12 protein-coding genes are annotated in these 13,706 nt (G+C 67.1%); 2 read left to right on the top strand and 10 right to left on the bottom strand.

Going from position 1 to position 13,706, the window contains the following annotated elements:
* Position 1: 1 nt before the first annotated feature.
* On the bottom strand, positions 2 to 1,033 hold the full coding sequence (locus ACN2C8_RS04935; protein WP_419254714.1) for a S1/P1 Nuclease: 1,032 nt from the start codon (positions 1,031 to 1,033) through the stop codon (positions 2 to 4).
* Between the two features lie 18 nt (positions 1,034 to 1,051).
* Positions 1,052 to 1,636, bottom strand: coding sequence for a glutathione S-transferase family protein (locus ACN2C8_RS04930; protein ID WP_419254713.1), 585 nt, complete (start codon positions 1,634 to 1,636; stop codon positions 1,052 to 1,054).
* 88 nt (positions 1,637 to 1,724) lie between these two features.
* Here ACN2C8_RS04930 and ACN2C8_RS04925 point away from each other — a divergent pair, with 88 nt between their 5' ends.
* On the top strand, positions 1,725 to 2,222 hold the full coding sequence (locus ACN2C8_RS04925) for a 3D domain-containing protein (protein WP_419254712.1): 498 nt from the start codon (positions 1,725 to 1,727) through the stop codon (positions 2,220 to 2,222).
* Positions 2,223 to 2,282: 60 nt separating this feature from the next.
* On the opposite strand, the gene cckA is transcribed toward ACN2C8_RS04925, so the two are convergent.
* From cckA to ACN2C8_RS04895, 6 genes are all read right to left on the bottom strand, one after another.
* On the bottom strand, positions 2,283 to 4,370 hold the full coding sequence (gene cckA, locus ACN2C8_RS04920) for a cell cycle histidine kinase CckA (RefSeq protein WP_419254711.1): 2,088 nt from the start codon (positions 4,368 to 4,370) through the stop codon (positions 2,283 to 2,285).
* A 117-nt stretch (positions 4,371 to 4,487) separates the two neighbouring features.
* On the bottom strand, positions 4,488 to 5,573 hold the full coding sequence (gene flhB, locus ACN2C8_RS04915; protein WP_419254710.1) for a flagellar biosynthesis protein FlhB: 1,086 nt from the start codon (positions 5,571 to 5,573) through the stop codon (positions 4,488 to 4,490).
* 9 nt (positions 5,574 to 5,582) lie between these two features.
* Positions 5,583 to 6,338 (bottom strand): flagellar biosynthetic protein FliR, encoded by a 756-nt coding sequence (gene fliR, locus ACN2C8_RS04910; protein WP_419254709.1) that lies wholly within the window; start codon positions 6,336 to 6,338, stop codon positions 5,583 to 5,585.
* A 15-nt stretch (positions 6,339 to 6,353) separates the two neighbouring features.
* Positions 6,354 to 6,620 carry a flagellar biosynthesis protein FliQ gene (gene fliQ / locus ACN2C8_RS04905; RefSeq protein ID WP_419255820.1) on the bottom strand — a complete coding sequence of 89 codons (267 nt, stop codon included), beginning with the start codon at positions 6,618 to 6,620 and terminating at the stop codon, positions 6,354 to 6,356.
* 149 nt (positions 6,621 to 6,769) lie between these two features.
* Complete coding sequence (locus ACN2C8_RS04900; RefSeq protein WP_419254708.1) at positions 6,770 to 7,069, bottom strand: hypothetical protein; 300 nt, start codon at positions 7,067 to 7,069, stop codon at positions 6,770 to 6,772.
* 117 nt (positions 7,070 to 7,186) lie between these two features.
* Positions 7,187 to 8,563, bottom strand: coding sequence for a hypothetical protein (locus ACN2C8_RS04895; RefSeq protein WP_419254707.1), 1,377 nt, complete (start codon positions 8,561 to 8,563; stop codon positions 7,187 to 7,189).
* 428 nt (positions 8,564 to 8,991) lie between these two features.
* Between ACN2C8_RS04895 and ACN2C8_RS04890 the strand changes: the two genes are divergently transcribed.
* Positions 8,992 to 9,468 carry a ribonuclease H gene (locus ACN2C8_RS04890; RefSeq protein WP_419254706.1) on the top strand — a complete coding sequence of 159 codons (477 nt, stop codon included), beginning with the start codon at positions 8,992 to 8,994 and terminating at the stop codon, positions 9,466 to 9,468.
* A 69-nt stretch (positions 9,469 to 9,537) separates the two neighbouring features.
* Here ACN2C8_RS04890 and ACN2C8_RS04885 read toward each other — a convergent pair whose 3' ends face one another.
* Positions 9,538 to 11,139, bottom strand: coding sequence for a peptide chain release factor 3 (locus ACN2C8_RS04885; protein WP_419254705.1), 1,602 nt, complete (start codon positions 11,137 to 11,139; stop codon positions 9,538 to 9,540).
* An 80-nt stretch (positions 11,140 to 11,219) separates the two neighbouring features.
* The gene (locus tag ACN2C8_RS04880; protein ID WP_419254704.1) at positions 11,220 to 13,619 is read right to left on the bottom strand and encodes a TonB-dependent receptor plug domain-containing protein; all 2,400 of its coding nucleotides are present in this window, start codon (positions 13,617 to 13,619) and stop codon (positions 11,220 to 11,222) included.
* Positions 13,620 to 13,706 lie beyond the last annotated feature (87 nt).

The following is a 13,706-nucleotide window of genomic DNA, read 5'->3' as shown; positions in this document are numbered from 1 at the left end:
TTCAGTCCTTGCCGTAGAGATCAGGCCAAGGATCGGCCTTGCCGCTCTCGACGTCCGCCACGCTGATCTCCGGGCGATAGCCGATCTTGCCGTTGGCGCTTTCACGCCAGGCTTCCGTCACCAGATCACGCAGCGCGGTCGCGGCGGCCGCCAGGCGAGCCTGGGTGAAGGCCTTGCCGCGCGGATCGCTGTCGACCAGGCTGCCGGCCTTTTCCAGGGCGTAGAGTGGCTCGGTCTCTTTCCAGGTCGTGGTCAGATAGCCAACGACCCGCGTCTCGATCGAGCAGGCGCAGTCCTTGTAGGCCGGCATCAGCGCCTTGACCTGGGCCTGGTCGCCGACCGCCTTGGCTAGAGGGCCTTCGAAATTGAAATGGGTCGCGCGCGACTGGGTGTAGCCGTTGGGGTTGGGATAATCGCCCCAGCCATTGTAGTGCACCGACAGGTGCATCGGCTGGCTGGCGTCGCCCACATAGTGCGCCCAGACGCCCAGGTCGCGGATCAGCAGGTCCTCGCGGCGCTTCAAATCGGCGGCATACCAGGCCTTCTTCATCGGATCCGTCGCCGACTTTTCGGCGGCCACCAGGATGCGCCAGTAGGTGAAGTCTTTCACCAGCTGCTGGTAACCGTCGATGATCGCGTAAGGCAGGTAGCCGGCTTTCCAGCTGTCGACGCCGGCGGCGCGCAGTGCGGTTTCGTAGTCGGCGCGTGTTCCCGGCATCGCCTCGACCGTGAACATCGGACCACCATACATCCGCCCCTGGTCGTCGACATCCAGGAAGTGGGCGGAGTCGCGGTCGTGGTCGTGGATCTTGCCCGAGCCCTTAGAGCGGTCCGGCTCACGGGCATATTCGCCGATCGCCGCCACCGCCGTCGGGGTGCGCAGGAAGGCCGGCACGTCTGACGGCAGGCCCTGAGCCCCCAGCACCCCCACCAGACGGTGGCCCGACGAGCCCCAGGCCAGAGCCGAATTGGCGGGCGCGGCGAGCGCAGCCCCGATAGCGAGAACCTTGAGGCTGGACGACAGGCGCGACATGGAAGCTCCGCGAAACAGTTAAAGACCCAGGGCGGCCTCGACCCGGCTGACCCAGGCCTGAACGGCGGGATACAGCGACAGATCGAACCCGCCTTCGTGGGCGACCCGGGTGTAGGCCACCAGCGCGATGTCCGCCAGAGTGAGCCGTTCGCCCACCAGATAGGGCGTCTGTTTCAGCTGTGTTTCCAGGCGACCCAGGGCGCCGTTGCCGCGCTCAAGCAGCTTGGCGTCCAGGTCACTGACCGACTTGCCCAGATAGGACACCTGGAAGCGGGCCACGGCGACATAGGGTTCGTGGCTGTACTGCTCCCAGAACAGCCATTCCAACATCTTGGCGCGCTCAAAGGCGTCGGTCGGGATCAGCGCCGAGCCTTCGGCCAGGTGCAGCATGATGGCGTTGGACTGGGCCAGGGCCTGGCCGTCTTCGAGGATCACCGCGGGCACCTGCCCTGCGGGGTTCAGGGCCAGGAATTCCGGCGTCCGCGACTGCGACTGCAGGATGTCGATTTCGATCCACTCGAACGGCAGCGCCAGTCGCTGGGCGGTCCACTTCACCTTCAGGCAGTTGCCCGATTTCGTGTCACCGTAGATGCGAAGGGTCATGAGTTCTCCTCCCGAGGGTTGTCACGCGGCCGTGATCGGACTATCCAGAGCCTCGCCCGACAGATACGCCGATAAGAGGATTCCCTCGATGCGTCGCACGCTCGCCGGATTTTTGGCCGTTATGGTCATGTCCACCGCACTTCCCGCCTTCGCCGCCGTCTCGGACTCCGAGTCCCAGCCCGATCCGCTCGGCGACCTGATCACGGGCGCCCTGACGGGCACCATTCCGGGCACGCTTGAATACAAGATGCGGGCGACGCTGTATCACGCGGGCGCGAAGGGCATCCGCGGCCTGGACTCGCTGGGCTGCAAGGTTGTGGCCATGCGCACCGTGGCGGTCGACAAGACGGTCATCCCGCGCCGCACCGTGCTGTTCATCAAGGAAACCGTCGGCCTGCCCATGCCCGATGGCGGCAAGCACGACGGCTACTGGTACGCCTCCGACGTGGGCGGCGCGATCAAGGGCCTGAAGCTGGACCTGTTCAGCGGCTCGGGCCGCGCATCGATGAACCCGCTGATGGGCCTGAACCTGAGCCACCTGTCGGTCAGGAAGGTCGGCGAGTTCAAGGGCTGCCCGCCAGAATAGGCCGGGCTTTGCGGCGTACGCTTGCGCCGCCTTCTCCACCCCATTCCGTTGACGGCTGTATTAGGCCGCCTGCATCTGCTGCTTGACGCGCTCGGCCAGGGTCTTGATGTCGATCGGCTTGGGCAGGAAGGTCACGCCCGTCTCGCCTTCCAGCAGGTCGCTGAACTCGGCCTCGGCATAGCCGCTGATGAACATCACCGGCGCATTGCCCAGATAGCCACGCGCCTTTTTCAGCAAGGTCGGGCCGTCGATGCCGGGCATGATCACGTCGCTGATCAGCAGGTCGATGGTGCCCGCATGGGCCTCGGCGATCAGCAGGGCTTCCTCGCCGTCACAGGCCTCCAGCACCTCATAGCCGCGGGCGCGAAGCAGGCGGGCGGCGACGCCGCGAACGGCGTCCTCGTCCTCGACGAACAGGATGCGGCCGGCGCCCGACAGGTCACGCGGCGGACGGGCCTTGGCCGGCTGGGCGGCGACGGCGGCGGCCTCGGCGATGGCGGCGGCGGTCGGGACGTGAACCGGCAGGAAGATGCGGAAAGCCGCGCCTTCATCGGGACGGCTGTGGACGTGGATCCAGCCGTCGCTCTGCTTGACGATGCCATAGACGGTGGCCAGGCCCAGGCCGGTGCCCTCGCCCACCGGCTTGGTGGTGAAGAAGGGGTCGAAGATCTTGCCCATGACGTCGGGCGGAATGCCCGGACCGTCGTCGCTGACCTCGATGAAGGCCGTGTCGCCATCGGCGCCCGGGAAGCCCAGGGCGATGGCCTCTTCCTGGGTCAGGCGAGCCGTGCGGATGCGTACGATGCCACCGCCCTTGGCGGCGCGCACGGCGTCGCGGGCGTTGACGGCCAGGTTCATGACCGCCGTTTCCAGCTGGCTCTTGTCGGCGCGAACCTGCGGCAAGTCACGGCCATAGTCGGTGATCAGCTTGACGTCTTCGCGCAGCAGGCGGCGCAGCAGGACCTCGAATTCCGAGATCAGCTCGCCCAGATCCAGCACCTCGCGCTGCACGGTCTGCTTGCGCGAGAAGGCCAGCAGCTTGCGCACCAGATCAGCGGCGCGAACGCCCGTCTGACGGATCTCGTTGAGGCCTTCATACGAGGGATCGCCCACCGGGTGGCGATGCAGCAGCTCGTCCAGGCGCAGCTGGATGGCGGTCAGCAGGTTGTTGAAGTCGTGGGCGACGCCGCCGGCCAGCTGGCCGATGGCCTGCATCTTCTGGGCCTGGGCCAGCTGAAGCTCGATCTGCTTCTGCTCGGACACGTCGATCATATAGGCGACCAGACGCCCCTCGGCCCGATAGAGGTAGAGGTGGGCGATGCGGGTCGGGTCGCGCGACAGGCGCACCTCGAACGGCCCGGCCTTGCCCCCGGCCATGCGGGTCTCGGCCTCGGTGCGGGTGACCGGCTCGATCAGTTCGCCGAACACGACACCGGCCTTGGCGCCGGGGCCGGCCATGGCGGTCAACGCCGGATTGGCCTCAAGAATACGCGAATTGAAGGGATCCAGCCCCTCCAGCAAGGCTGCGCCGAACGGCGAGGCGCCGGAAAAGGCGTCCAGCGAACCGGGCGGCGGGGCCATGGCCGGGGCCACGGGCGCGGGCAGCACCTCGGCCGCAACGGTCTGGATGACGGCGGGTGGCGCCAGCCGGACCAGCAGACGTCCGCCGGCCAGGCGAGACACGGTGGCGACGCGGTCGGCGCCGTCGACGCGCAGAAGGCCCTCGGCCATCTCGCCCTTGCGCGCCCGGACCAGGGCCGCAAACAGGCCCGAGCCCGCCACGCCCTTGGGCAGTCGGCGCGCATCGCCCATGATCAGCCGCCAGGCGACATTGGTCGCCAGCAGACGCCCGTCGGCGGCGACCAGAGCGGTGGGTTCGTTCAAGGCGTCAATGAAGCCTTCGGCGGCGTCCAGGTCGCTCTCATGGTGGGCCGAGGCGCGGATGGCCACGAGGCCCAGAATGGCGACGCCGGCGACGCCGCCCAGCAGCAGCAACCCCGCCAGGGTGGCCGGTCCGGCGCGCAGGGCGGGAACTGCCGCCAGGCCCGCCGCGGCCACGAAAAAGATCGCCGCGCCCCAGATATAGGGGTCGAAGCGACGGCGCGAGACGCCGTTATCGACAATGTCCTGGACGGGCATTTCGGCCATGGACGACTGCAATCCTTGTTCAAAGCCCGGTCGCGACTCAGCTTGAGCCGGACCGAGGATACTCTTTATGGAACGCAAGGTCAGAGGGCGTCTGAATTGCGCTTTAAAAACGGCCAATTAGAGCGGACGGGCCCGCGCCTTCGGCTTCTTGCCGTTCATGATAAAGCCGATGACCTTGGCCACGGCCTCGAAATGATCCGCCGGGATTTCTTCGTCGATCTCGACCGTCGCATAAAGGGCGCGGGCCAGGGGCGCATCTTCCAGCACGGGCACGCCGTGCTCCTCGGCGACGGCGCGGATTTTCAGGGCCAGGTCGTCCATGCCCTTGGCCACGCACAGCGGCGCCGGCGTCTCGCCGGGCTCGTACTTCAGCGCAACGGCGTAGTGGGTCGGGTTCATGACCACCACCGTGGCTTTGGGCACCGCCTGCATCATCCGCTGGCGTGAGCGCTGCATCTGGATCTGGCGGCGCTTGGCCTTGATGTGCGGGTCGCCGTCCGACTGCTTGTACTCGTCCTTGACCTCCTGAAGGGTCATGCGCATGCGCGTCATGAACCGCTGGCGTTGCCAGAACCAGTCAAAGCCTGCGGTCAGTATCAGCAGTATGATCACGGCGAAGAACAGCTTGGTCGCCAGCTTCATCGACGCCGGGATCATATGGGACGGATCCATCCCGACCATATTGACCACCTCACTGGCGTGAGGCTTGAGCACGAAATAGGCGATGATGCCGGTGACGATGAACTTCAGCGCCGACTTGGCGAACTGCACCAGACCGTCGATACCGAACAGCCGACCCATGCCCTTGATCAGATCCAGCTTCTTGAAGTCAGGCTTGATCTTTTCCGGCGTCATCATGAAGCCGGTCTGGGCCACGTGGGCGATGAAGCCGAAGACCGCCGTGGTCAGCATGACCAGGACCAGCGGCGGCAGGGCCGCCATGATGGCCTGACGAGCGATGATCACAGCCCCGCCGCTGCTCAGATCCATCTGGCCAGCATAGGCCAGGAACGGCACCAGCGCCGCCGATAGATCGCGCGTCAGCCAGCCGCCGGCCATCAGGATCACCGAGACGGCGCCGATCAGCGAGGCCAGCTGGGGAACGTCGGCGCTCTTGGCGACGTCGCCCTTGGCCTTGGCGTCCGACAGCTTCTTGGCTGATGGCTCTTCGGTTTTCGAGTCGTTGTCTGTGTCTTCCGCCATGGCCCGCCCCTAGTTGAAGATCATCAGGAGGTCGCGGTAGCGGTCGGTCCAGACCATGGCGATGCCGCCAAGGCTGAGCGCCAGCAGAGACAGGCCCAGGATCACGCTGAGCGGCGAGGCCACAAAAAAGATCTGGAACGACGGCATGACCCGCCCCACCAGACCGACGGCCAGATTGAACACCAGCGAGAACACGATCACCGGAGCGGCCAGCTGGAGGCCCAGGGAAAAGCTCTCAGCCACGGTGCGCACCGCCAGGGTGGCGGCGTCATTCACCGGCACGGCGCGGCTGAACGGAAAGATGTCGTACGACTTGACGATCGCCCCGATGAACAGGTGATGCAGGTCGGTGGCCATGATCAGGGTCAGGCCCAGCATCGACAGGAAGGTCGCCACAGCTGTGCTGGACTGCCCCATCGACGGGTTGGTGGTCTGGGCGAACGACAGGGTGGTCTGCATCGAGATCACTTCGCCGGCCGTCGACAGGGCGGTGAAGAACAGCTTCAGCACCGAGCCGATCATCAGGCCGATCAGGATCTCGTGGATCACCTGGCCCCAAAGGCCGCCGACCGAGGTCGGCACGCCCGGGACGGTGTTCTGGACCAGCGGGGTCAGCAGCATCGCCATCATCAGGGCAAACCCCAGACGAACGCGGGCCGGCACAGAGGCGTCGCCGATGCCGGGCATCAGCATGACCATGGCCCCGACCCGCGCGAAGACGAGGCCGGCGACATAGACCTGGGCGGCTGTCGCGTAGGAGTCCAAGCGGCCTCGCCTCCCCTACATGCCGGCGATGCGGGCGGCGATCTGGCGCATGAAGCCGGCCATCAGGGCCCCCATCAACGGCAGGAAGATCAGCAGGGACACAAAGATGGCCACGATCTTGGGCGCATAGACCAGGGTGGCTTCCTGAATCTGGGTCAGGGCCTGGAACAGGCCGATGGCCACACCGACCACCAGACCGACGATCAGCACGGGCGCGCACAGCTGAAGGGTCAGCCAGATCGCATCGCGACCGACATCAAGAACTTCGGCGCCGGTCATCAGAAGCCTCGTGAAAGCGAGCCGAAACAGGGCTCAGAATCGAGGGCTCAGGATGCGACGGGTATGGTTAACAGGGCGTTAGGGGTTGGGGTATTGGAGGGAGAGACGGTGGCCGCGACGCTGCGCCGCAAGCCGCCGCACACCGGTCGAATCTAGCGAATGCGGATCCGCACCGGCACCTGGACATAGGACCCTGCGCGGCTCTTGCCGTCGGGGCCCAGCAGGTCGATCCGGAACTGGGCGGCCATCTTCAGGGCGGCGTCGCCGACACCCAGTTCCGGCGAGCTTTCGCCTTCGACGGTGCAGGCGGTCAGGTGGCCGTCGTCCTTGACCAGGCAGTTGAGGATGGCGACGGCTTCGCGCGGCTGGGACGCCGGGATCAGAAGGTCGTTATCGGCCTTGGCCGGCGCGGCGTTGGAAAGAGCGGCGGCGAGAACAAGCGAAGCAATCACGATTTCGTCCCTGTTAGTTCTTGATCCGCTGCGTCGCCTGGGCGATGCGCCGACCTTTGTTTCGACGGGGCGACCCTGCCGCCCCCTTGTTGAGTTCGATCGGTGTCCCGATCCGGGTCAGTGGGCGTGAGCCGCCTTCAACCGTTGCAGTCCCTGTGCCGCCAGATCGGTCAGCGACCGCAGGCCAAGCTCGGAGAACACATCAAAGGCGCAGGCCAGGGCCACGGCGGCCCGGTCCAGCCGGCCGTCGTCACGACCGGTGATCTCAACCCGGGCCTCGTAAAGCCGGGCCAGGTTCATCTGGGCCACGGCCCAGGAGGCCGGATCGCGCCCGCCGGGCTGGGCGGAAAGTTCGGTCTTGAAGGCCATCTCGGCGGCATCCAGCACCGCCAGATCGGCAGTCAGTTCGGCGCAGCGCGCCAGGCTGAGGGCGCGATTGTTGGCGACCACGGCGCGCAGGGCCAGGGCCGGCTGGGCTTTCAGCACCTGGGTGGCGCGGTCATAGCAGGTCACCGCCTGCTCGAAGGCGCGGTCCGAGGTCGTAGCCTCGCCCACCGACTGAAGGCCCATGCCCAGCGCGGCCTGGGCGCGGGCCCAGTCCATCGGGCTGTGGTCCATCGACAGCGGCTCTAGCGCGGCGGTCAGGGCCTCGACGCCATCGGCGATCAGGGCCAGTTCGCCGTCCAGCTCGCCCAGTTGCACCAGGGCAGAGCCGCGCAGGCCCTCCAGGCGAGCCCACATCAAAGGCTCAAAGTCCGGATCCAGGGCGGCGGCCGCAGCCGTGGCCTCGGTGATCGCCAGCTGGGTCAGGGCGCGATCCTTGAGACGCACGCCGCAGGTCAGGATCAGTTCGATCCGCGCGGCGCGCTGCTCGGCCAGCAGCAGCCGGGCCGAGCCGCCCTTGACGCGCTTGGCGGCGGCCAGGGCGCGCAGCGGGGCGTCATAGCCCTGCACGGCGGCCAGGGCCCGATCGATATTGTTCTCGGCCAGACCCGCGCGGCCGTCGAGGCCGGCGACCAGGGCCAGGGCCAGACCGCAGCGCTGTCCCGGCGCCGTGCGCGCCAGGGTCAGGGCCGCGCCGGCGGCGGCGTTCAGACCCTCGTCGCCGAACAGGTCGGCGCCCAGAATGGCCAGAACGGCCTGCTCGCAGCGGGTGGCGGCCAGGGCCTCCAGGCGGCGTTCGCTTTCGAAGATCTTGCCGGCGGCCTCGGCGTGCGAGGCGGCCTTGCGCAGGGCGGCGGCGTCACCGGATCGGCGGGCCAGTTCGCGCCAGACCACGGCGGCCTCGAGAAGGCGTGCGCCACGATCCTTGGCCCCGATCCGCCCGGCGGCCACGTCGGCCGAGCGCGCCTCGTTGGTCAGCAGCCTTATGTCGAGAAGCTCGAGCAGCGAGGTGTCGCCGCCCGTCAGGCCCTCGCGATACGACGCCGCCTTGGGCTCCGCTCCGGCATCGACGCCAAAGAGACGTTTCAGATCACGACCGAACTCGAACATCGACGCGCATCTCCGCACACGGACCGTCCCACACCGGGACGTCCGGCAAGGGTTCAACGCATCAGGAGCAAAGCCGGAGCCAAGAAACTTAACAAGTGGTTAATAGGTGTTTACGGGCCGTTAACCATAAATAGTCGGGGACGCTCGCGAAAACACACCAAGGCCCGCAAATTCAAAGGGTTTTGACCCATTCTGGCACAGTTCTTGCTGTCACCGCCGCGCGAGGGGTCGCGTCGTAAACCCATGTTGTTAGAACGCTGTTCACGACTGTGAAAATGACGTTAACCATCAAACTTAAGGCCCCGTTTACCTTTCGTTCCGAAACCAGCGGGGACGGGTTCGGGCTCGAGCCTGTCGCGCACTGAGCCGCCCCTCCCCTTCCCCGCGAAACAGGCTAGAAATCCGGCTCCAGCGCGAGGGAGCCCGCCATGACCGTCATTCTGTGGACCGCCAGCCTGTGCCGCTCAGACCCCGGCTATGGCGGCTGGTCCTTCGTGCGGCGGATGGAGGGCCAGGCCGGCCCCGAAGCGATCAAGGGCGCGGCCGGCGGCGAGCGGCGGACCAGCGGGGCCCGCATGTCCCTGACCGCCCTGACCGAGGCCCTGGCCAGCCTCACGGACCAGCCCGCCAACGCCGCCGTGACCCTGTATTTCCAGGACCCGGCCCTCGCGACCGAACTGGTCAGCGCCGATGGCGCCTATGCCACGGCCGAGCCCGAGGCGTGGGCCTCCGCCCGAGCGGCCGTCGCCGCCCGCCCCGTTCTGAACCTCACGCCCCTACCCCCCAATGCGCCGGCCGCCGGGTTCCTGGCCGCCTGGGCCGATTTTGGTCTCGACACCGCCAAGACGCGGGGCAGCTTCAAGGCCGCGATCCCCAAGCCGAACCTGCTGAAGTTTCCGGGCTAAGCGAGGCCCAAAGCGATCAGGTCGGCCGTGCGATCATTGTGCGCGACCAAGCCGATGGTCAGGGGTGCCTCAACCCCGCTCACGCGTCCGATCGAACTGCACCTTGGGGAAGCGTTCCGTGACATAGCCGATCTCCCAGGACGACTTGCCCAGGAACACCGGCTGGTCGTCGATATCGGTGGCCATGGCGGTCTTGTGCTTGTCCTGGAAGTCCTCGATGTCGGCCCTCGCGCCGCTGATCCAGCGGGCCTCGGCATAGGGGCTGGGCTCGAAGATTACGTCCAGGGCGTATTCGCCGCCCAGGCGGTCGGCCATGACCTCGAACTGCAGCTGGCCCACGGCGCCGACGATGAAGTCGGAGCTGCCCAGCATGGGGCGGAACAGCTGGGTGACGCCTTCCTCGGCCAGGCCTTCCAGCGCCTTCTTCAGATGCTTGGCCTTCAGCGGATCCTTGACCCGCACGCGGCGCAGGATTTCCGGGGCGAAGTTGGGCAGGCCGGCGAAGCGCAGCAGGCCGGTTTCCGAGAGACTGTCGCCCACCCGCAGCACGCCGTGGTTAGGGATGCCGATCACGTCGCCGGCATAGGCGTCCTCGGCCAGTTCGCGGTCGCTGGCGAAGAACATCACCGGGGCGTTGACGCTCATCGACTTGCCGGTGTTCTGGGCCTTCAGCTTCATGCCGCGCGTGAAGCGGCCGCTGGTCAGGCGCAGGAAGGCGATCCGGTCGCGGTGATTGGGGTCCATATTGGCCTGGACCTTGAACACGAAACCCGAGACCTCGCCGTCGCCGGGCGCGACATGGGTCTCGGCGCCGGCCCGCATGGCCCGGGCCGGGTGCGGCGGCGGGGCATAGGCACCGATGCCGGCCAGCAGTTCGCCCACGCCGAAGTGGCGCAGGGCCGAGCCGAAGAACACCGGAGTCATGTGCCCCTCGAGGAAGCTCTTCACGTCGAACGGCTTGGCGGCCTCGGAGACCAGCATCGCGCCCTCCTCGACCTCGGCCTGTTCCTCGGGGTCGAGGAAGCGGCTGATGGCGTTGGACTTCAGGGCGACCGGCGCGGGATGGCCATCGTCGTCGGTCGAGCTTTTCTTGGCATAGGGGATGAAGGTCTGCTTGCGCAGGTCCAGCATGCCCTTGAAACGCCCGCCCGAGCCGGCCGGCCAATAGAGCGGCGCGGGGTCGAGGGCCAGCTTGGACGACACCTCGTCCAGCAGCTCGAACGGGTCCTGGGCCTCGCGGTCCATCTTGTTGATGAAGGTGATGATCGGGATGTCGCGCAGGCGGCACACCTCAAACAGCTTCAGGGTCTGGGGCTCGATGCCCTTGGCGGCGTCCAGCACCATGATCGCCGCGTCGGCGGCCGTCAGGGTGCGGTAGGTGTCTTCCGAGAAGTCTTCGTGGCCGGGGGTGTCGAGCAGGTTGAACATCAGACCGTCGTGGTCGAACGTCATCACCGAGGCCGACACCGAGATCCCGCGCTCGCGTTCGATCTTCATCCAGTCCGACTGGGTGCGACGGGTCTGGCCGCGCGCCCGGACCGCGCCGGCCGCGCGGATCGCGCCGCCGGCCAGTAGCAGGTTTTCGGTCAGGGTCGTCTTGCCGGCGTCAGGGTGACTGATGATGGCGAAGGTGCGCCGACGGGCGGCCTGGGCGGCTGGGGAAGTGCTCATGGCGCGGGGTTAGCCGTCCAGGCTCGATTTGTCACCTTCCGGCGTTAGGGCGAGCCTGACGGCCCGCCCTTTAGGCGGACTTAGAACGCCACCGCCAAGCGCGCGTAATACAGCCCGCCGTCTGTGTCATAGACGGCGTTACGCGAATAGATCAGGCCGCGCGAGGCTTGGAACGTCGCCTCGTCGGGATAGGTGTCGAACAGGTTCTCGGCCCCCACCGTCAGCTTCAGGGCATCGGTGATCTGGGCGCTGGCCGACAGGTCGACAAAGGTCTTGCCGCCGAACACCTGGATCAGGTTGGCCGTGCCGTTCAGCTGGGCGTCGGTCCATTCGCCGGTGTAGCGCACCCGTGCCATGACGCTGTAGCGGCCCTTGGCATAGTCGAAGGTCAGGTTACCGGCATATTCGGGTAGGCTGTCTTCGATATTGATCCGCGCGAGGGTGCTGATCTGGGCGGCGTTGGCGCGGCGCACCTGAGTGTCGTTCCAGTTCACGGCGCCGGTCACGCCGACCTTGCCGCCCAGCCAGTCGCCCTTCCAGGCGGCCACGGCGTCCAGACCCTGGGTGCGGGTGTCGAAGGCGTTGGTGAAATAGGACACCGTCGTCAGGCTGTCGGCGCCGGGGACGCCCAGGGTCAGCAGTTGCGCCTTGATGGCCGGCGTGACCGTAAAGCCCTGCGACGAGGCGAAGCGGTTGTCGACGTCGATTCGGTAGTAGTCGAGCGAAGCGGTAAAGCCCGCCCGGCGATAGACCGCGCCGAGGGCCAGGTTGGTCGACTCTTCTGGCTGCAGCGGCTTGGCGCCGAAGAACACCGCCACAGGATTGGTGGTGGCCAGACGACCCGAGGTGAACAGCTGCAGGGTCGTGGTGTTCAGCCCCTGCGAGGTGCGGGTACTGTTGATCTGTCCCGGCGTCGGCGCGCGGAAGCCGGTCGAGACCGCGCCGCGCAGGGCGAAGTCCGGCGTGATCTCGTAGCGCGCGGTGATCTTGCCGTCGGTGGTCGAGCCGAACTCCGAGAAGTCCTCGTGGCGGACGGCGATGGCCGCGGTGAGCTTGTCGGTGATCGGCAGGTCCAGATCGACATAGCCGGCATAGCTGGTCTGATCCCACGATCCGGCCTGGCTGGGGCTGTAGCCCGGGAAGCCGTTGGAGCCGCTGGGCAGACCGCTGGCCGCGCCGGGGCCGACATCCCACGAATAGCGCTCACCCGCCTCGATCTCATAGGTCTCGGTGCGCGCTTCCAGACCCATGGCCAGGTTGGCCGGCTGGGCCAGGAACGACCAGGCCAGCGGGCGGGTGACGTCGAAATTGAGGGTTTTTTCTTCCTGGATCAGCGCGCCTGCGTCGAAGCTGGTCGGCGAGCTGGGGCCGAACGAGGCGTTGATGCTGTTTTCCAGCCGGTAGTTGATCTCGTCGCGGCCAAAGCCGGCGCCGAGATCCCAGTGATAGGCTCCCAGATCACCGCGCACCCCGCCATTGGCCTGATAATCGGTCTCGTCCTGGCCAAACCTTGGCGAGAAGCCGGTCGGGTACAGGGTTTTGAGGGTCCAGCCCGGAAACGCCGTGCTGGCGCGATACGAGCTGTCGGTCGCCGGATTGCGCCAGTTGAAATCGGTGACGCCCGAGCTGTCGGTATAGGTCGCGAAGCCATAGGCCTCGATCGCTTCGGAGAGCGGCAGGGCCGCGTTCAGCGTACCGCGCCAGGCGGTGCGGTCGGGCTGGCCCCAGCGCTGGACGGGGTTGGGCACCTTGAGGGTCGGGTTGGCGGCCTGGAAGGCGATGGCGTCGGGACGCTGGCGCGTGCGCGAGGTGGCCTCGGCGTCGGTATAGTCCAGACCGGCGACCAGATAGCCCTCCTGACCGAGCTTGACGCCATAGCGGCCGCCGACCTCGAGCTTGGCCCCGTCGCCTTCATAGTACTGGCTGGTCTGGGCGAAGCCGCTGAAGCCCAGGCGGTCGCTGAGAATGATGTTGATCACGCCGGCGATGGCGTCGGAGCCGTATTGCGCCGAGGCGCCGTCGCGCAGGACCTCGATCCGCTCCATGCCACTGGCGGCGAACTGGGCCATGTCGACGCCCTGCTGGCCGCGACCGCCCAGGGCAGCCGAGCGGTGCCGGCGCTTGCCGTTGACCATCACCAGGGTCTGGTCGGGGGACAGGCCGCGCAGGGTGGCGGGCCGCACGAAGGCCTGGCCATCGGCGGCGGGCAGGCGCTGGACATTGAACGACGGCGTCGTGGCCTGCAGCTTGTTCATGATTTCGTCGGAAGCGACGCTTTCCAGCGCCTCGCGCGACACCACATCGACCGGGGCAGCCGACTCGAAGGCGGTGCGGTTGGTCCGCCGGGTGCCCGTAACCACCACAGCCTCGATCTCGGTGACCGCTGCGCCCTGGGCGGCGACAGCGGGCGCCTGGGCCCAGACGGGCGTGGCGATGGCCAGGGCCAGACCGGTCCAGGCGGCGGAATTCATAAGCGTCATGAGTCGACGAGCCCCGTTTGCTACTGGGGCCGGGCATATAAAGCGGGCATGAACGCCACGCGACAGGCCGGTGGTGCTTAAATGACG

Origin of the sequence: Caulobacter sp. ErkDOM-C (assembly GCF_048541825.1) — a bacterium.
Classification (GTDB): domain Bacteria; phylum Pseudomonadota; class Alphaproteobacteria; order Caulobacterales; family Caulobacteraceae; genus Caulobacter.
The sequence above is the reverse complement of the archived record's forward strand: the minus strand, read 5'-3'. Positions and strand labels throughout refer to the sequence as shown.

Bases quoted from the DNA above. Each gene is read 5' to 3' on its own strand.
- ACN2C8_RS04925 (WP_419254712.1), top strand. From the start codon at position 1,725: ATGCGTCGCACGCTCGCCGGATTTTTGGCCGTTATGGTCATGTCCACC.
- cckA (WP_419254711.1), bottom strand. From the start codon at position 4,370: ATGGCCGAAATGCCCGTCCAGGACATTGTCGATAACGGCGTCTCGCGC.
- ACN2C8_RS04885 (WP_419254705.1), bottom strand. From the start codon at position 11,139: ATGAGCACTTCCCCAGCCGCCCAGGCCGCCCGTCGGCGCACCTTCGCC.
- ACN2C8_RS04880 (WP_419254704.1), bottom strand. From the start codon at position 13,619: ATGACGCTTATGAATTCCGCCGCCTGGACCGGTCTGGCCCTGGCCATC.
- ACN2C8_RS04935 (WP_419254714.1), bottom strand. From the start codon at position 1,033: ATGTCGCGCCTGTCGTCCAGCCTCAAGGTTCTCGCTATCGGGGCTGCG.
- ACN2C8_RS04890 (WP_419254706.1), top strand. From the start codon at position 8,992: ATGACCGTCATTCTGTGGACCGCCAGCCTGTGCCGCTCAGACCCCGGC.
- flhB (WP_419254710.1), bottom strand. From the start codon at position 5,573: ATGGCGGAAGACACAGACAACGACTCGAAAACCGAAGAGCCATCAGCC.
- ACN2C8_RS04930 (WP_419254713.1), bottom strand. From the start codon at position 1,636: ATGACCCTTCGCATCTACGGTGACACGAAATCGGGCAACTGCCTGAAG.
- ACN2C8_RS04895 (WP_419254707.1), bottom strand. From the start codon at position 8,563: ATGTTCGAGTTCGGTCGTGATCTGAAACGTCTCTTTGGCGTCGATGCC.